Origin of the sequence: Hydrocarboniphaga daqingensis, assembly GCF_900129825.1 — a bacterium.
Taxonomy (GTDB): domain Bacteria; phylum Pseudomonadota; class Gammaproteobacteria; order Nevskiales; family Nevskiaceae; genus Hydrocarboniphaga; species Hydrocarboniphaga daqingensis.
On the sequence record NZ_FQWZ01000004.1, the window covers coordinates 73,764 to 92,222 of the forward strand.

Consider the following 18,459-nt stretch of genomic DNA (forward strand, 5'->3'; position numbering starts at 1 on the left):
CAATGCATCCGTATCGCAATGCGCCATCGCGTTCGTTCTGGACGCGCGCCGTCGCCAGTGACTACGACGCCAGCGCCGTTCGCGACCACACGGCGCCGCTGGTCGGGGTTGACGACCGCGTGGCGTCGGCGGGCAGTTGTTTTGCCGCCAACATGATTCCGGTGCTGCAGGGTGCCGGCATCCACTATCTGCGCACCGAGGCCATGCCCAAGGCGCTCGGCGATATTCCGGCCGAGAACCTCGGCTATCCGAATTTCAGCGCGGCCTACGGCAACCTGTACACGGCGCGGCAGTTGCTGCAGTTATTGCAGCGCTGCCTGGGCCAGTTCAAGCCGGTGGAAGATCGCTGGCCGACGGCGACCGGCGTCGTCGATCCGTTTCGTCCGGGTCTGCGCTACCACGCGCGCAGCGAGCGCGAATTCGATCTGCTGACCGCCGCGCACCTGCGTGCGGTACGTGCGGTATTCGAGCAGGCCACGGTGTTCATCTTTACGCTCGGTCTGACCGAAGCCTGGTGCTCGACCGCTGATGGCGCGGTGTATCCGGCTTGCCCCGGCACCGTGGCCGGCGAATTCGATCCGCAGCGCCATCGCTTGATCAACTTTCGCGTCGACGAGGTCATCGCCGATCTCGGCGCCGTCATCGAACTGGCGCGCACGATCAATCCGACGCTGCGATGGGTGCTGACGGTGTCACCGGTGCCGCTAGTGGCGACGGCGACCGGACGCCACGTGTTGGCCGCATCGACCTACAGCAAAGCCGTATTGCGCGTTGCCGCCGACGACATCGTGCAGCGCTATGAGGCCGTCGAATACTTCCCGGCGCTCGAGATCATCACCGGGCCGCAAGCGCCCGCCGATTACTTTCAGCCAGACCGCCGCAACGTCAGCCCCATTGGGGTTGCCGCCGTGATGGATGCGTTTCTGGCGGCCTGCGACGGCAGTCGCCGCCGCGCCGACCGTGGCAGTGTTGCGCCGCCAGCATCGTCTGCCGAAAGCCGGCTGTCGCGATGGATCGCCGATGTCGAATGCGAAGAAGCGGCGGTCGATCCGGGGAAGGCAGCGGGCTGAGTACCGCGCGGACGAGCCGCTAGCGATGAAGCGATCGCCAATGGCGCAGCCTCGTCAGTGTCGAGCTGGCCTGCCGGTGGATGCGAAACAACTGCTGCTGGTCTGAGGTCAGTTCGCCGAGCAAGCTCACCGGGCTGAGGCAGCCCTGCATCGTCAGCAGATTGGCGGCGGCTCGCACACTCTTGGCGTTGACATCGTCCAGCAGCAGCGTCTGTCCGTCGCGCGACAGCGCGACGATGCCGGCCAGATCGGCATAGGCGCGCTCGACACTGTGCCCGCCGTCGACGTGAAACAAGTCGAACCTCGCGCCGCGCCGTCTGAGTGTCTCCAGTACCTGGGCCGAGTCGCCTTCGATGATCTCGATCCGCTCGCCGAAGCGTTGCCGCAGGTAGTCGTAACAGGGCCGCATGTAGGCGTGCTCGCCGATGTCGATGCCGACGTATTGCAGATCGGGGTTCGCGGCCAGGCACAGCAGCGCGCTGTGCCCGGCGTTGAATCCGATCTCAAGCAGGCGCCGCCCTGATTGTGCGTAGGCCGCGAGCATTCTGCGCTTGGCCCTTCGCTCAGGGTGTGGCGGCAGCCCGAGGTAGTCGCCGTGGTGGAAGTAAAACAGATTGCCTTCCAGCGGTTCGCCACTGGCCGACACGCGCTGATTGAGCTGGTCCAGGTCCTCGGCATAGGCATCGACGAAAGGCTCGACGCTGCTGGAATCCAGCCGCCGGTAAAACGACCACCAAGCCGCAATTGCTTCGGGACTCATGTTGCCCACCGATCCATCGTCATCCGCACTGTCCGTCGTGCTGGCGACTGTGAGGTGCCGGCCCCTTGCGGCGCAAGCGGTGTGCGGCTCGGTGCTCTGCTGCTCGGGCGGCGCGGCGCAAGGATGCGCGACGCAGAGCCGGCTGCCGATCAGCGCGGAATCACTTCCAGAGTGGGCTGCGGTGCCGGCGCTTGCGCTGCCGGTCGCGGCTGGTAGTAGGCAATGAATGCCGGAGATGCTTCGATCCGCGCCGCAATATCGGCGTTGACGCGATCGCCGGTGATGGCGGCACCCGCGGCAAACGCCTCGGCGACCAAGCCGTATGGGATGCCCTTGATACGCCCGGTCCACGTCCGTTCGACGCCGATACGACGGCTGCCGCTGCTCTCGACCCGGCCATCGGCATCAACGCGTTGGCCAAGCCAACGCAGGCCGCGCGCTACGGATGCCGCAACGCGAGCGCGTTGTGCGGCGTCGTCGCAGTAGATCCAGTAACGAGTTGCGTAGACGATGCCGGTCGCTTGATAGCCGACATCGTAGCCGCCGCGCTCCGGATAGATGCCATCGGCGGTCTGCTGCGCGATGGCGCGGTTGGCGTAGTCGGTGGCGATCGCCGACAAGCTCACCTCACCGGACAACTGGCTGGCTTGCTCCATCAGCGCCGCCTTGATCCAGAAGCGATGCGTCAGCGGCACGCTGCGCTGCAGTTCGGGGTCGGTGTCCGGATTGCGCCGGGCCAGTGAACGGACCCCGCGCATCGCCGACGGCAGTAAGTCGGCGCCGGCGCTGTTTTGATTCGACTCCAGCTCGATTAGCAGCGCGCGCAACACGGCTTCGATGAACATCGTACTGCCGTGAACCGCATCAGCGCCGCCAAAGCTGCCGTCAGCGTTCTGGCGACCGAAGCCCCAGCGTGCCGCGACCCAGCCCCGTTGCGCGTAACGCGGCTGCGCATGCAGCAGGCTTGCGGTCACGTAGTCGCCGACGATGCGTTGTTCATCGATATGCAGCGCACCGCTGCCATCGCGATCGTGGACGATGTTGGACCCTGCTGCACCGTTGTCGACAAGGCTGCCGTTGGGCCGTGGGCCGTAGGCTGTCGCGACCAGTGGCTGTCGCAACAGGCTGACCAGTGAAGTCGGCGGCGACGTCGCGGTGCAGGCCGTGACCAGGCTCGCCGATGACGGCGCATCGGTTTGCGCGACACTCGCGACTGCAGTGCCATACAGCGCAGCGGCCGTCAGTGCCGCGACCGCCCATGCCGCCGTACGGGCCCATTGTTGGCGCAGCTTGTCGATCATCGCGGCGCTGCTGGCATTGATGCAAAACTCTGTGGTGGTTGCTGCAAAGCCAACCCGTGATCAACCGTCTGGTACGGAGCCCGCGCAGCGCAAGCTCAGTGATCCGTAGCGCCGAGCCGGGATTCGATCGCCGCCAGCAGCTTGTCCGCGAGCACCTTCTCGAACGCGGGCTGATAGTGACCCAAGTCTTTCAGAGCATCGACAATGCCATATTCGCGTACGTGGACTGCCGGGTCGAAGTACTGCGCCCCGATCTGCGGCGCGACGGCGGCCAGTGTCGTCGACAGCCGCTGGCGTTCCGGCAGCAGCGTACCTTGCGCACCTTCGACATTGATCGGCGGCACCAGCACCAGTGGGCATCGCAACAGTGTCTGCAATTGCCGCAGCTCCGCGGCGACTTGATCGTCGGTCTGCGAGACATGGATCGCTTCGGCGCCGATGGTGCGCAACGACGGCGGCAGCACGGACACATCGCGCTGCTCGACCGGAAGTCGCAGCATCCGGTAGATCGGCTCGGGCTGCACATCATGCGCCAGCAGCAGATCGCGCAGACACCATTGCTGGATTTCCAGATGACGCCAGCGAATCGACTTGATCGACGCGATCTCGACAACGGCAATGTCGGCAGCATCGTAGAAGCCGCTGCGGAATTCGCTGGGCTTGTATTTGTCGACACCGTGAACGATCAGTGAAATCTCTTCTGACGTTAGATTCAGGTTGCCGTTGACGATCGCGTACTTCTGCAGCGCGTCGCGCATACTGTGCGTGTACCACGGCGTCGTCTCGTATACGGGCTGGATTTTGTGGGCCCGGCTGAGGATTCCCAGCGGCGTAAAAACGCGGCAACTGCCGATAGCCGCTACGCGATAGGGGGTGCGAGTCGTCATGAGTGAATCGTCCTTGCCGGACGTTGCAGCTGACGCAATACAGCTGAGCGTGTTTATTCTGTGACTGGTTCTTGCTAACGAAAGATAATCGTAGTGCAACCGCACTACCATAAGCGTGGTGCACGCCGTTCTCCGCGCAGGGATGCGTAGAACGGCTCAGTGGTCGCAGGCGGTCCGCGACCGCTCTTGGACGTGGCGCTACATCTACAGGGACTTGGAGGCGCGTTAATCATGCGGGGCAAGATCGAGGGCATCTATGCAGGGGTGCTCAGGGGCTGGGCTTGGGATGAGCAAGCGCCTGATGAAACGTTACAGTTGCAAATCGTCGTCGACGGTACGCTCGCAGGCCGCGTAAAAGCCGATCATCCGCGAGGTGATCTGCGTACGGCCGGCATCGGCACCGGCGACCATGGATACGAGTTCGTCGTGCCTTTGCCATGGCGTGATGGACGTGAACACGTCGTCAGTGTCTGCCTCGATGCCGACACCTCGACGCTGGTATGCGATCCGGCCGTGATCAACTTCGGTGCGCAGTCTTGCGCCATCAATGGCCGCGTCGAATCCGGCGAGCCCGGGCGCATTCAAGGCTGGGCTTGGGACCGCCTTGCACCGGCCAATCGCGTCGTGCTCGACTTGGCACACAACGGTGCGATCTTCACGAGCGTGGTTGCCGACCGCTTCCGTCGCGATCTGGAGAAGGCCGGCATCGGCGATGGCGCGCATGCGTTTCGCTATGTCATTCCGTTGGCGACGTTCGACAGCTTGGGTTGTGACGAACTGCTGGTCGAGGTTCGTACCGCGGCTGAACTCGGTGCGCAGTGGATCGGTTCGATCACGGTCAGCCGACCTGCTGACGACGCGGATCTACAACGTCCCGGTCTCGCGCCAAGACCGCAAATCGAGCCGGCTGTGGTGCCGGTTGCCGTCGTCGAGCCGGAGGAGCCGCGCTCGGTCGCCGAGTTCATCGAAGCCGCCGGCAAGGCCGAGGTCGCGCGTGATTACGCGGCGGCGATCACGCTGTTGCGGCGAGGGCTGGACCTGACACCGGGCCACTTCGAGTACCTGTTTCGTCTGGCGCGCGTCCATTTGGCCAAGGGCGACAACCTGACCGCCAAGGACTATGCGGCGCAGGCGCTGGCACTGCGGCCCGGGCATCACAAGCCCTCGATCACGATGGCGCGCGTCTCGGAACTGGAAGGCCAGCGCGCACTGGCACTCGAGTACTGGAAGCGCGTTCCCGCCAGCGACTCGGCGTATGCCGAGCGCATGATCAAATCGTCGCGGATGTTCCTCGCGCTCGAGCGGATCGACGAAGGCCGACAAGCACTGGAGCAAGCGGTACAACTGCGCCCGATCGATACGGGCCCGGCGCGCGCGCTGGCGCAGTTGCTGGAAGAGCTGTCCGAGTACGATGCCGCGATCGCGGCCTGGGAACGTCTGAGTCTGCTCGATCCCGACGACAAGAAACTTCGCAGCCGTATCGAATCACTTCGGCTGCGTCGTCGTGAGCCCGAGCGTCTGCGCATTCCGGCGCGATTCCGCCGTGCAATGCACCATCTGCAAAAGCCAGTGCTGCTGGCAATCGGCAACGAGTTGGCGGACTGCTTGGCGGCGAGCCGGCTGGTGGTGGCACTGGCTGCCTACTTCCAGTGCAGCATCGCGCTGGCCGTCCCGGCGATGAGCGGTGCAGTACGCCGCGTTTTCGCCGGCCATCCGGCGGTGTCGTCGATCGAGACGGCCGATGCGCTCGGTGAGGTGCCTGAGCTTGCGTTCGTGCTGCCCGAATACTTGATGACCTGCGGTGGCGTATCGGCACCGGTTGCAGGCTCGGTCTATAACTTCGTCGAGATGCGCAGCTTGCGCAGTGCCGATCTGATGCGCCGCTATCAGGCTTACGCACAATGGATCGGCGATCTGACCGGTATGCCGCTGGCGCTGCTGCCGGCAACGCCTGCAATCGCTCCCGCTCTCGCTCCCTCTGCGACGATCGACCACTCCGTGGTGCTGGCTTTCGGTCGCGCCGAGCGCGGCGCGCCGCTATCGCAGGCGCAGCGCGATCGGCTTCATGCGGCGGCTCATGATGCGGGCTACACGGTACGGCGTTGGGAGCCCTCCGCTGTCGATGGCGACGAATCGACGACCCGTCAGGCGGATTCTTTGTCAACCGCTTTTGCCGGCGCTCACGTCGTTATCACCGACGCTGAAGACATCGCCTTGCTGGGCTTGGCACTGGGCATCGGCCTGGTGTCGGTCGCCCATTCCCGCGACACGATGATCGGTGCACTGGCGCCTTCCAGCGTCGTCATCACCGATGCGGCCGCATCGCCTGTGGACGCCATCCTGGACCGCTTGTACGAGCACGTGCCGCCGATGCTTCAGATGGCGGCGGAGGCCGAAGTGATCTATGCCACCGGACTCGATCCGGTCGATCCCGGCGATGCGGTGGCGATGGAAGCCGTCATGCCTCACATCGAGTCCCATTCCCGTCTCGTCACGACCCGGAAGAAGCGCGTCAAATGAAGATCGTTCTGGTTAATCAGGAGCATGCACAGTTTGGCGGTCCCGGTGGTGCCGAGCGTTCTGTTCAGAGCATCGCTGAATACTTTGCATCGGCCGGACATCAAGTCACGTTCATTGCGATGGCGCCCAAGGCCTACCAGCGCGACATGAACGCCAGTGGCCTGCATTCGATTCGCGAGATCAACGGCGTCAAGACGATCCTGATGGGTCGGTCCGGCCGCATCCCTACGCATGCTGACCTGCTGCTGCCGGTGATTCTGGCCGAGGCGCCCGACGTGGTGCATACCAACGTCTTCCACAAGGCACCGATGCTGTGGAATGCGCTTGCGCCGTGGGGTATTCCGGTGATCCACACGTTGCGCGAATACAAGCTGATGTGTGATCGCAACATGTTCAATGGCATCGCCGATTGCGGTGCGCAGTGCTTCTCCTGCGACTTGTCGGCGCGTCATGCGGTCGACATGTCGCAGACGGTCGATGGCGTGATTGGCATCAGTCAGTTCACGCTCGATCGTCACCTGCAGGACGGATTGTTCGCCAATGCGGTCGTCAAGCGGGTGATTCCAAACTCGTACCGTCTCAAGGATGCGGCGCCACCGCGTGTGCTGCGCCGGCCCGGTGCGCCGGTGCGCGTCGGCTACCTTGGCCGCATGCACGCGAGCAAGGGCATCACGTTGGTGATCGATGCGATTGCGCGGCTGAATCCCGATACCGTCACGTTGATGATGGCCGGCGACCTGCAGGACGCCGATATCAGCGATCGCATCCGCGTGCTGTCGCAGACGCACGATGCGCGCTTCCTCGGCTTCGTCGATCCGACCACGTTTTTCCCTCAGATCGACGTGCTGCTGGCACCGTCGATCTGGCACGAGCCATTCGGCCGCATCACGATCGAAGCCTTTGCGCATGGCGTGCCGGTGATCGCGACGAATCGTGGCGGTCTGCCGGACATCGTTCAGGACGGTATCAACGGCTGGATCTTTGATCCGGATCGACTCGACGATCTGGTCGCGATTCTCCAACGCGTCGGCGCTGAAATCGACCGTGACCCGGCCGGCTTGCAGCAGCGCTGTCTGGACCGGGCGCAAGACTATCTGCCGTACAAGATCGGCGACCGCTATCTGGAAACCTATCGCGAGGTGGCCGAGCTGAAGCGCGCGACGCGACCGGTGGTGATCGACCGCGTCCGTGGCGTCTACGAGCGCGAGGCGCGTGCGCTGAATCTGGGTACGTCGCTACGCACCCGGATTCCGCAGCGCGAGCGCAAGCCGCTGAAGGCGCTGATCGTTTCAGGCGAGTTTCCAAAGCTGTCGGAAACCTTCGTGCTGAACCACATCACCGGCCTGATTGACCTGGGCGTCGATGTCAAAGTGCTGCACACGCGCTCGGGTGCACCGCACGAGACGCCACCGGACTTCATCAAGTACCGGATACACGACCGTACGATCAAGATTCTGCCCGACGAGCGCGAAGAACAGTTCATGCGTTCGCTGGCGCGCGGTGCCGAAACCAGCGCCAACCGGATCGACAGCATTCCCGCTGCCTTGATCGAGGAGGGAAGCAGCGTTGCCACCGTGCTACGCGAAGGTCGAAGCGAGCTGATGCAGATGCGCGAGCGGATGCTCGACTTGTATGCGGCGCAGCAGATCGCCGCGCATGCGCGTGATGTCGACATCGTCCACTGCCACTTCGGCCACCGGCCGAAATCGATCTTCAAGTACATCGACATGGGCGCGTTCCAGGCGCCGGTGGTCTGTTCGTTTCACGGCATCGACATGTCGGCGCATATCGATCGCTTCGGACCGACGCTGTACAACGACATCAAGGGTCGTTTGCACAAGGCGCTGCCGGTCAGTGACTTTTTCCGCCAGCGCTTGATCGGCCTGGGCTTTCACGCCAAAGACGTGCAGGTACACCGCGTCGGTATCGACTGCTCGCGCTTTGTTTATGCCGACCGCAGTCGCGCCCCGGGCGAGGTGCTGCGGTTGATATCGGTCGGCCGTTTGGTCCACAAGAAAGGCATCGAGTACGGCATCCGCGCCGTGGCGGTCGCGCAGTCGCTGCGTCCGGATCTGCGGGTCGAATACTCGATCATCGGTGGTGGCGACGACATCGTGCGATTGCAGGAACTGGTCGGCGAACTGGGTATCGGCCAACAAGTACAGCTGCTCGGGCCGCAGCCGCACGCGCGTGTGACCGCCTTGATGGCGGCGAGCCATGCGATGTTGACGCCCAGCGTCACCGGTCCCGATGGCGACATGGAAGGCATTCCGACGGTGACGATGGAGGCGATGGCCAGCGGCCTTCCGGTGATCGCGACCCTGCACAGCGGCATACCCGAAGCGGTCGTCGATGGTTACACCGGCTTGCTGTCACCCGAGAAAGACGTCGAGGCGATGGCGGAGAACATCATCCGCTTGTACGACCATCCGGCGTTTGGCTCACGGCTTGGGCGTCAGGGCCGCGCCCACGTGCTGCAGGAATTCAACATCGTCAAGCAGAACCAGAAGGTGCTGGACCTGTATCAGCGCATCGTCTCGGGTCTGGAGGACTGAGCGCAGCGCCACGGCCGCCGGCAGCACGCCGGCTGCCGTGGCGCCGGCTGCTTCAGTTGACCGACGTCAGTTGGTAATCGACGACCTGCCAGGTCTGCGAATCGGTCGAGTGATACAGGCGCGGTTGCGCGTAGAACAGGTAATGGCCTGACCAATAGGCATGATGGCCGGTCGCGCTGCTTTGCTTGGCCGCTTCGATCAGCAGCAGCGCACAACTCGACAGCCGTTGCGTAAACGAGGTCGACCAGTCGGCGCCGGTCTTAACCTGGCAACCGGCCGGGTCGCGGCTGACGACGGGATCGAGCAGGCTGGCGACAATCGCGGGCGCTGGGTCGGGATCGATGGCCAGTGCCGCTTTGGCAGCAACCTGGGGGGCCGTTGTCGCCACGTCCGTCTGCGGGGTCGTCGACGCAACCGTGGCCGCCACGGGTGTTGCGGCCGCTGATGCCGGCGGCGTCGATGTTGCCGTCGGCGCTGACGCCGCAGGCGGTGCTGATTTCGCGGTTGCCGCAGCGGGGCTTGCGGCCGGTGCGGGCTCGGTCACGGCCGGTGACGGTGCGGCTGCGACGACGACGTCAACGCGGGTGGCGGTCGGCTTGAGCGGGGAGGCCGGCGCCGCGGCTGCGGCATGGCCGGCGTCGCGCAGCACGTTCAGCGATTGCATCGGATCGACGGTGTCCTGTTCGACCGATAAGTCGACCCAGGTCCGGCCTCCGTCGCGGGTCGTCGATAAGCGACCGTCCTCGTAGGCAAACTGCTGGCCGCCAAACTCGCTGAGTTGTCGTTCGTCCGGCAGCGCGGCCGATTGGGCGAACTTCAGGCAACTCGCCTGGGATTCGGCGCCCATCGTCACCCAGTCGTCACCGATCTTTATCCGGCATAGCGGCGCGTCATCGGCCGCCGCGACCGGCATCAGCAGCGCGAGCAGCACGGCGGCGCGTCGACTCAGCGAGGCCATGGTGGGGCTAGGGCTCGACATGGGCGGCCTGCGCGTTGGCGACCGTCAGGCGGTCGAGATCGTCGAGGTCGGTCGCCGATGCCTGGCCGACATCGGCCTTCAAGCTCAGCAGGTTGACCAAGTAGTCGTAGCGGACTTGAGCGAGTGACTTTTGCGCGCTGACCAGTGATTGCCGCGCGTAGAGCACGTCGACGATCGTGCGTGTGCCGACCTTGAACCCGACTTCGGTGGCGACGACGCTGGCCTGCTGCGACTGCACCGCATTGGCAGCGGCGCGGACCGCGGCGATGCCGCTGGTGATGCCGTCGAAATGGTTGCGCACGTCTTGTTCGATCGAGCGGCGCTGCAGTTGGTACAGGCTTTCGGCCTGCTGCGCCGATGCGTCGGCAGCGCGGATCGCCGACGACACCTGGCCGCCGCGGTACAGAAACCAAGTGAGGTTGGCGCCCACGTAGGCCGTCTGCGAGTTGTAGCCGAAGGTTGAATCCGAGGTGTCACGCATCACGCCGCCGATGGCCGTGACGGTCGGCAGGCGCGCACCGGTGGCCGCTGCGCGCTGCTGACGTGCCGCGTCGGCCGCGTGCCGCGCACTGAGCAGGGCGGGATTGTCGGCCAGCGCGGCATCGACCCAGGCGTCGACCACGTTGGGCGTGGGCGGCGACAGCGGGAATTCGTCGCGCAACGGGGCGACCGCTTGTACGGGAGTGCCGACGATCACCGACAGCGCGCGTCGCGCCGTGTTGACCGCCAGCCGATCGGCGATCACCGATGCGCTGATGCTGTCGTAGGACGCTTGCGCGTTCTTCGCGTCAGTCACCGAGGCCAGACCAGAGCGGTATTTTTCGCCCTGTTGTTCGGCTTGTTGCTTGAAGGCCGCTTGCGCGTCCAGATCGGCGCGCAGCGTGTCCTCGGCCGCCAGTACCGCGAAGTAGGCGCTGACGAAGCGCACGTACAGATTTTGCTCGCTGGCAGCGAACGCCGCTTGCGCCTGCGCCGTCGACTCGTCGGCAGCCGCCAGCCGCTTGAACGCAGCCCAGTCGAACAGCGGCTGGCTCAGCTGCAGCGAATAGTTGGTCGACAGGAAGACTTCGTCGTTGCTGCGGTAGTTGGTGTTGGCCGGGTTGTTGACCGACAGCACCTCGAAGCGGTTTTGCCGCGCGCCGGCCTGTGCCGTCACTTGCGGCCGCAGCGCACCGGCCGCTTGAGGCCGCGCTTCCAAGGCCGCGTCGCGCTGGTAGCGTGCTGCCTGCAGATTCAGGTCGTTGGCCAAGGCCTGTTGATACAGGTCTTGAAGGGTGCCGGCCTGCGCCGGTTGCTGTAGCGCGAACGCGACGACGGGCACCAGTAGTGCGCGGACAATCGATCGATGATGCAAGCAGGGCTCCCAGCCGGATGGAACGCCGGCGCCTGTTCCTTCGGCGCCGTTAGCACGAGTGTAAGTTACGCCAGCGAGCGCGACACCTTCGTTGCATCGACAGGCGCAACCCGGGTCGGGCGCGCCGCGATGGTGACGCGGCGTCAGACTGTCGTTTGCAGCGAATGCAACTTGTTCGCCAGTTGCGCGAATTCGGCCGCCGACAGCCGTTCTGCCCGCAGCTGCGGGTCGATGCCGGCGCTGCGGATCTGCTCGGCGCTGAGCAGTTGGCGCAGGCTGTTGGTCAGCGTCTTGCGGCGCATCAGAAACGCAGCGCTGACGACGCGGTCGAAGCTCTTCCAGTCGTCGACGACGAAGTCCGGTGCGCGCGGCCGCAGGCGCACGACCGACGATTCCACTTTGGGCGGCGGCTTGAACGCGCCGGGACCCACGTCGAACAAGTGCACGACTTCGGCACGCGCCGCCAAGGCCACCGACAAGCGCCCGTAGGCATCGTCGTCCGGTCCGGCGCACATGCGGTCGACGACTTCCTTCTGCAGCATGAAGTGCATGTCCTGCACGCGGTCAGCAAAGCCCAGCAGATGAAACAGCAGCGGCGTGCTGATGTTGTAGGGCAGGTTGCCGACCAGCCGCAGCGGCTGATCCGGCGGTGCCAGCGCGGCATAGTCGACGCTGAGCGCGTCGGCCATCACGATGTTCAGCCCCGGCGCATCGCCGCAGGCCTGGCGCAGATGCGGGATCACGTCGCGGTCGAGTTCGACCACGGTAAGCCGCGACACGCGGCGCATCAGCGGCGCCGTCAGCGCGCCGGGCCCCGGTCCGATTTCGATCAGCGCCTGGCCGTCCTTCGGATCGAGCGTGCGCAGGATGCGATCGATCACGTACGGGTCGTGCAGGAAGTGCTGGCCGAAATGCTTCTTCGCGCGGGGTTCGCTCATGCGCAGGTCCGTCCGACGGCGCCGCCACGGCGCTGTGCCAATTCGATCGCCAGTTGCAGCGCCGCGTCCATCGAGCCGCTTTCGGCCAGGCCGCTGCCGGCCAGCGTCAGTGCGGTGCCGTGATCCACTGAGGTGCGAATGATCGGCAGCCCCAGCGTGACGTTCACGGCGCCGCCGAAGCCGGCGTACTTGAGCACGGTCAGGCCCTGGTCGTGGTACATCGCCAGCACCGCGTCGCCTCGTTCGAGTACTCGCGGCGTGAATAGCGTATCGGCCGGAAGCGGGCCTTCGATGTGCAGGCCTTCGCCGCGCAATTGATCCAGTGTCGGTGCGATCACGTCGATTTCTTCGCGGCCCAGGTGACCGCCTTCGCCGGCATGCGGATTGAGCCCGCAGACCAGGATGCGCGGCTGTCCGATGCCGAACTGATCGCGCAGACCCTGATCGAGTGCGCGCAGCACCTGGATCAGTCGCTGTGGCGTGATCGCGTCGGGCACCGCACGCAGCGGCAGGTGCGTGGTGGCCAGCGCCACGCGCAGCGTGCCGGCTGTCAGCATCATCACCGGCATCGCGACGCCGCAGCGCTCGGCGAAATACTCGGTGTGACCGCTGAACGGGATGCCAGCGTCGTTGATCACGCTCTTCTGCAGCGGTGCGGTGACCACGCCAGCCGCGCGCCCTGCAAGGCATTCATCGGCCGCAATCCGCAGCGTGTCGAGCAGATAGCCTGCATTGCGGACATCGAGTTGCCCTGGCGTTTCCGTTGCCGCCAGCGCGACCGGCATCACGCCCAGCTCGCCGGCCGGATAGGGCTGGGGCATCGTCGTGCCGTCGACCTGATGCAAGCGCAGCGGCAGCCCGAGCAGCGCGGCGCGACGCTGCAGCAGCGTCGGATCGCCGACAGCGACCAGTTCGACGGGATGCGCGCGCTGCGCCAGCTGCACGCACAGGTCGGGGCCGATGCCGGCCGGCTCTCCGGGCGTCAGCAACAGCCGCAATGCGGCTTGCACGTTCGGCTCAGGGCGTTGCGGTCGCAGCGTCAGCCGCAGGGGCGTCGGCAGCGGCTGGCGCGGCGTCGGCCTTGGCCAGTCGGTATTCGACGTAGGCTTCGTCGCGCAGGCGACGCAACCAGGTTTCGTATTCCTCGCCCGAGCGACGCTGCTGGATCGCCTGGCGCGCCCGTCCGCGACGGCTTTCTTCGGTGGTGTCGCGCGTGCGGCGCTCAAGCACCTTGGCGATATGCCAGCCGAACTGCGTGTGGAACGGCTGGCTGACTTCGTTGAGCGGCAACTGGTCGATGCGCACCTGGAATTCGGGCGCAAACACGCCCGGCGGCTGCCAGCTCAGGTCACCGCCGTTGTTCTTCGAGCCCGGATCGTCCGAAAACTCCTTGGCCAGCTTGGCGAAGTCGCCGCCCTTGTTGGCGAGTCGATCGTACAAGTCGTTGATCTGCGCGCGGGCCTGGTCTTCGGTGCGCAGCGCGTTGGGCATGATCAGGATGTGCGCCGCATGGGTTTCGTTGACCGTCTGCCGCTCTTCGCCGCCGCGCGTGCCGGCCAGCTTGATCAGGTGGAAACCCGAACCGGTTTCGAGCACGTCGCTGGTGTCGCCGACCTTGAGCTTGGCGGCGGCCGTGGCAAACAACGACGGCAGATCGGCTGCCTTGCGCCAGTCCAGGTCGCCGCCCGACAGCGCCTGCTGGCCGTCGGATGAGGTGATCGCGATCTGGCCGAAGTCTTCGCCGCTACGGACCCGCTTCAGCAGACCCTGGGCTTTGGCGCGGCGACGGTCACGCTCTTCGCTGCTGGCGCCGTCCGGAATGCTGACCAGGATGTGCAGCAGATGGAACTCGGTGTTGTCGTCGGCGCCCTGGTTGGCCAAGTACAAGTCGACGTCCTGGTCGGTGACCTGAATGCGTGCCTCGACTTCCTTCTGGCGCAGCCGGTTGATCAGCACCTCGTCACGGATCTGCTCGCGCACGACCAGAAAGTCCAGGCCGTCGGCTTTGACCGACTCGGCCAGCTGCGACAGCGTCATGTTGTTCTGGCGTGCGATGTTGTTCAGCACTTCGTTGAGTTCGCGGTCGTCGATGCGGATGCCCGCCATCTGCGCGCGCTGTGTCTGCAAGCGCGTGACGATGACCCGCTCCAGCACCTGGGGTCGCAGCACGTCGTCGGCGGGAACCGCGACGCCGCGAGCGCGGATCTGCGCCTGGGCATCGAGCAGCGCCTGATTGAGCTCGCTCTGCAGCACGACGCTGTCGTTGACGACGGCGACGATGCGGTCGATCACTTCGGCCTGGGCGGCGGGACCGGCGAGCAGGCACAGGGCCGCGAGGGGAGCGAGTAGCGTCTTCGGAAAGGCCATTTGGGGGACGAAAGCAGGTCAGTGGGAACGTCGCTCGCCAGGCGCGCCGGCCCGGGACCAGGGCAGGCGGCAGCGATCGGCAAGATTAGCACGGCAGGCTTTGCGGGCCGGCCGGACCATGGGTGGGACTCTGCCCGTGCTGAAAGATTCCGCAGGCGCGGCGCCGGCAGCCCGCATCATCGACTGCGGCCGCTGCCGTTGCTGTTGTTGCTCAGATTGTTGGCGGTCCCCAGCGCCCCGGGCGTGGCGGCATCGTCGCCGTCGTCGGACGGCAGCAGCGATGCGAAGCCGGTGCCGATGCGGCTCAGCCCCTTGAGCTCGAGCTGGAAGTAAATGCCGTTGTTCAACGCGCCGTCGGCACCGGTGATGAATCGACGGTAGGCCGCGCTGATCGCCCAGCAACAGGTCTCGTAGCTGGCCCCGACGAAGCTTTCGAGCGTCTTCTCGTCGCGGATCGAATAGCGGCTGCGTGCGCCGATGCGCCAGGCCGAGCTGACCGGCAGGTTGAACGAGACGTCGGTCTGCTCCAGCAGCCCGATGCGGTCACGGTAGGCGATGTCGAAGCGGCTGCCACTGGCCGGATTGCGGTAGCGCAGCGCCACATTGCTGCGTTCCAGCTCGGCGCGGTCCGGAGACCATTGGCCGATCACCTGGGCCGACCAATGGCTCAGGAAGTTGTAGTTGATCTCGCCGATGAAATCGGTCGCACCGGAATCCGGCGCGTCCTGTCCGGGCAGCGCCACGCGAGAGGCTTCGAGCCGGTACAGCTGACCGAAGCTGGCGCTCCACTGCATGTCGCCGGTTTCGGGATCGATGACGCGGGTGGTCACCGTGCCGGTCAGATTGCGCGCGTCGGATATCCGGTCTTCGCCGAAGAACCGGTTACGTGCGAACAGCTGCGTGAAGTCGAAGTCGGGCTCGCCGGTGTCGAACAGCGGCAGCTGATCCTGGTTTTCATACGGCACGTACAGCGCAAATACGCGCGGTTCCAGCGTCTGGATCGCGCCGGTCGACGTGATCCGGTCGAAGCGCAGGCCACCCTCGGCCGAAACCACCGGCAAGGCGCGACTCGGTGACTGCTGCTGCTGATTGGCCAGCAGCGACTGGGTCGGGTCGCTGAGCTTGTAGCCGGTGTAGCGATAGTCGACCTGCGAGCTGACGTACCAGGCATTCAGATCGCGCTGGTAGCGCAGGTACGGCTGCAGATCGAGCCGCTGGCCTTCGACCGACGCGCCGTCGCGGACGAAGTTGACGTACTCGGCGTTCAGGCCGGCGCGGGTGTCGAGATAGGTGTTGCGGGTCAGCGCATCGAAACGGATCTGCGGCAGCCGCTTGTAGGGGTCGTCGATCGCGCTGATGCCGTTGTCGATCGTCTGGAAGTTCTGCACCAGCGCGGTCACCCGATACGAGGCCGGCGACTGGTAGGTGAGCCGCGCGCTGCGCTCCAGATAGGTGATCGACGAGCTGGCGAACGTGCCGCCCAGGTCCTCGAAGTATTGTGGGTCGCTGACTTCGGCAAACGTCGCTTCCAGCCCGAGGTTGCGGCTGAACAGGTTCGCGTGGTCGACGCGCGTCAGGCTGCGGCTCTTGCCGAACACCTTATCGTCTTCCAGATAGTCGAACTGAGCGCGACCCTCGCCGTTGTTCAACAGATAGCGGCCGCTGGTGCCGAGCATGAAACCGCGCCGCGTCATCAGTCGCGGCGTCACGGTCGCGTCGTAGTTCGGCGCCAGGTTCAGATACACCGGCCAGCGCAGGTCGACGCCGGTCTGGTTGGTTTCGCCGATCGTGGGAAACAGCAGGCCGCTGCGTCGCCGGTCGTCGAGCGGAAACTGGAACCAGGGCACGTACAGAATCGGCACACCGCCGAAGCGCAGCCTTGCATGGCGCGCGGTACCCAATCCGGCATCCTGATCGAGACGGATGTCGCTGGCTTCGAGATACCAGGCGTTGGAGTTGATCGGGCAGGTCGTGTACGAGGTCTTGCGCAGCTCGGCCTTGCCGTCGGTGGCGACGCGAATCTCGCCCGATGTCCCGCGTGCGCCGCGTGTCGGCAGCACGAAGTCGCTGTCACGGAACACGCCGCTGTTGTCGTTCAGGTTGAAGCGCGCGCTGCCGCTCTTGATCACCAGCTCGGGATTGCTGAACACCGACTCGGCATCGACGGTGATCAACTGCTGCGCATTGTCGTAGTCGATGTTGTCGGCGCTGATTTCCTTGGTGCCCTGGCGCACGCGTACCGAGCCCATCAACTGCGACAAGCCTTCGCGCGTCATCGACGCCGAGTCGGCTTCCACGAAGATTTTCTGGTCGAGTTCGCGTTCCTCGCCGCCGTCGGCAGACTCGACGACGGCGGTAAGCGGTGTCGTCGAATAGCGCGGCTGCGTACACATGCCCCCGTCGGCGGCGCCTGCGGCGAGACCGGGACGGAGCAGCAGGCACAGCAGGCCGGCTGCCGGCAGGACGAGGGGGCGTTGGATCATGCGGGCGCTGAGTATCGGTTTTTGGTACGGTCCGCCGCAATCGTCCGCCCCCTTTTCGTTTCCTGATCGAGCCCGATCGAGCCTCCGCATGAGCGTGTCCGTCCCTGATAGCTATGGCGCCGCCGGCGCCGCCCCCGATGCCCGCCGCGACGCGGCCCGCGCTTTCGCGCTGGCTGCACTGGGCCTGGCCGACGCGCACTTTGCACCGGCGTCGGCCGACGCCAGCTTTCGGCGCTACTTTCGCGTCGAGGCCGAAGGCCGCAGCTGGATCGTCATGGACGCGCCGCCGGAGCAGGAAAACTGCGAGCCGTTCATTCGCATCGCGGGCTTGATGCACGACGCCGGCGTCCACGTACCGCAGGTGCTGGCGCAGGACCTTGCGCAAGGCTATCTGCTGCTGTCCGACCTCGGTAGGCAGACGCTGCTGCAGGTCATCGACGCCGACAACGCCGACGAATTTTTCACCGACGCGTTCGAGCCGCTGCTGCGCTGGCAATGCGCCTCGCGTCCCGGCGTGTTGCCGGCCTACGATGAGGCCTTGCTGCGCCGCGAACTGGCGCTGTTCCCGGATTGGTACATGGCGCAGCACTTGCGCACCGCGTTTACGCCGGCGCAGGCCGCGATCTGGGAGAGCGTACAAGCGCTGCTGGTGCGCTCGGCGCTGGAGCAGCCGCAGGTCTACGTGCATCGCGACTACATGCCGCGCAACCTGATGCTCAGCGAGCCCAACCCGGGCGTGCTCGACTTTCAGGACGCGGTCTACGGCCCGATCACCTACGACGTCGTGTCGCTGTTCAAGGACGCGTTCCTGAGCTGGCCCGAAGCCCGCGTGCAAGCCTGGGCGCGCCAGTACTGGCTGCGCGCCCACGAAGTCGGGCTACCGATGCGCGCCGACTTCGACACGTTCTTCCGCGAATTCGAATGGATGGGCGTCCAGCGCCACCTGAAAGTACTCGGCATCTTTGCCCGCATTCACTACCGCGACGGCAAACCCAAGTACCTCGCCGACACGCCGCGCTTCGTCCGCTACATCCGCCAGACCGCATCCCGCCATGCCGCGCTGATGCCGCTGCTGCGGCTGTTCGACGACCTCGGGCTGATCGAGGGCTGAGCGGTGCGGTCATCGACCAGGGCTGACGGCGCCAGGAGCAAGGCGTGACGGTTGCGACGATCTTGGCTGCCGGGAAGACCGCGTCACGGTGTCGCCGCAGGCGTGGGTGCGGACGCGGGCTTCCGGACGGCGCA

General features: G+C 65.5%; 13 protein-coding genes. 4 read left to right on the forward strand and 9 right to left on the reverse strand.

Features of this window, described 5'->3' with window-relative positions; genetic code table 11:
* Positions 1-2 precede the first annotated feature (2 nt).
* The gene (locus BUB09_RS08985; RefSeq protein ID WP_175550152.1) at positions 3-1,070 is read left to right on the forward strand and encodes a GSCFA domain-containing protein; all 1,068 of its coding nucleotides are present in this window, start codon (positions 3-5) and stop codon (positions 1,068-1,070) included.
* 19 nt (positions 1,071-1,089) lie between these two features.
* On the opposite strand, the gene BUB09_RS08990 is transcribed toward BUB09_RS08985, so the two are convergent.
* From BUB09_RS08990 to BUB09_RS09000, 3 genes are all read right to left on the reverse strand, one after another.
* The gene (locus BUB09_RS08990) at positions 1,090-1,830 is read right to left on the reverse strand and encodes a class I SAM-dependent methyltransferase (protein WP_072896845.1); all 741 of its coding nucleotides are present in this window, start codon (positions 1,828-1,830) and stop codon (positions 1,090-1,092) included.
* A 149-nt stretch (positions 1,831-1,979) separates the two neighbouring features.
* Positions 1,980-3,131 (reverse strand): hypothetical protein, encoded by a 1,152-nt coding sequence (locus BUB09_RS08995; RefSeq protein ID WP_072896847.1) that lies wholly within the window; start codon positions 3,129-3,131, stop codon positions 1,980-1,982.
* 95 nt (positions 3,132-3,226) lie between these two features.
* Positions 3,227-4,123, reverse strand: a complete 897-nt coding sequence (locus tag BUB09_RS09000) for a hypothetical protein (RefSeq protein WP_139250217.1) — start codon at positions 4,121-4,123, stop codon at positions 3,227-3,229.
* 126 nt (positions 4,124-4,249) lie between these two features.
* Between BUB09_RS09000 and BUB09_RS09005 the strand changes: the two genes are divergently transcribed.
* Complete coding sequence (locus BUB09_RS09005) at positions 4,250-6,538, forward strand: tetratricopeptide repeat protein (RefSeq protein ID WP_072896851.1); 2,289 nt, start codon at positions 4,250-4,252, stop codon at positions 6,536-6,538.
* Positions 6,535-9,093: a glycosyltransferase gene (locus tag BUB09_RS09010; RefSeq protein ID WP_072896853.1), complete on the forward strand. Its 2,559-nt coding sequence runs from the start codon at positions 6,535-6,537 to the stop codon at positions 9,091-9,093. Before BUB09_RS09005 ends, BUB09_RS09010 begins: the two co-directional genes overlap by 4 nt.
* Positions 9,094-9,145: 52 nt before the next feature.
* Here BUB09_RS09010 and BUB09_RS09015 read toward each other — a convergent pair whose 3' ends face one another.
* The 6 genes from BUB09_RS09015 to BUB09_RS09040 form a co-directional block, all read right to left on the reverse strand.
* Entirely contained in the window at positions 9,146-10,051 is a 906-nt protein-coding gene (locus tag BUB09_RS09015; RefSeq protein ID WP_072896855.1) for a hypothetical protein, read from the reverse strand.
* Positions 10,052-10,058: 7 nt separating this feature from the next.
* Positions 10,059-11,426 carry a TolC family outer membrane protein gene (locus BUB09_RS09020; protein ID WP_175550153.1) on the reverse strand — a complete coding sequence of 456 codons (1,368 nt, stop codon included), beginning with the start codon at positions 11,424-11,426 and terminating at the stop codon, positions 10,059-10,061.
* Positions 11,427-11,569: 143 nt separating this feature from the next.
* Positions 11,570-12,364 carry a 16S rRNA (adenine(1518)-N(6)/adenine(1519)-N(6))-dimethyltransferase RsmA gene (gene rsmA / locus BUB09_RS09025; RefSeq protein ID WP_072896859.1) on the reverse strand — a complete coding sequence of 265 codons (795 nt, stop codon included), beginning with the start codon at positions 12,362-12,364 and terminating at the stop codon, positions 11,570-11,572.
* Positions 12,361-13,374: a 4-hydroxythreonine-4-phosphate dehydrogenase PdxA gene (pdxA, locus tag BUB09_RS09030; RefSeq protein WP_072896860.1), complete on the reverse strand. Its 1,014-nt coding sequence runs from the start codon at positions 13,372-13,374 to the stop codon at positions 12,361-12,363. The genes rsmA and pdxA overlap by 4 nt, the downstream gene beginning before the upstream one ends.
* Positions 13,375-13,381: 7 nt before the next feature.
* Positions 13,382-14,731 carry a peptidylprolyl isomerase gene (locus BUB09_RS09035; protein WP_084083293.1) on the reverse strand — a complete coding sequence of 450 codons (1,350 nt, stop codon included), beginning with the start codon at positions 14,729-14,731 and terminating at the stop codon, positions 13,382-13,384.
* A gap of 176 nt (positions 14,732-14,907) precedes the next feature.
* On the reverse strand, positions 14,908-17,214 hold the full coding sequence (locus BUB09_RS09040; protein WP_072896862.1) for an LPS-assembly protein LptD: 2,307 nt from the start codon (positions 17,212-17,214) through the stop codon (positions 14,908-14,910).
* A gap of 88 nt (positions 17,215-17,302) precedes the next feature.
* Between BUB09_RS09040 and BUB09_RS09045 the strand changes: the two genes are divergently transcribed.
* Positions 17,303-18,325 carry an aminoglycoside phosphotransferase family protein gene (locus tag BUB09_RS09045; protein WP_072896864.1) on the forward strand — a complete coding sequence of 341 codons (1,023 nt, stop codon included), beginning with the start codon at positions 17,303-17,305 and terminating at the stop codon, positions 18,323-18,325.
* The last annotated feature ends 134 nt before the right edge of the window (positions 18,326-18,459 follow it).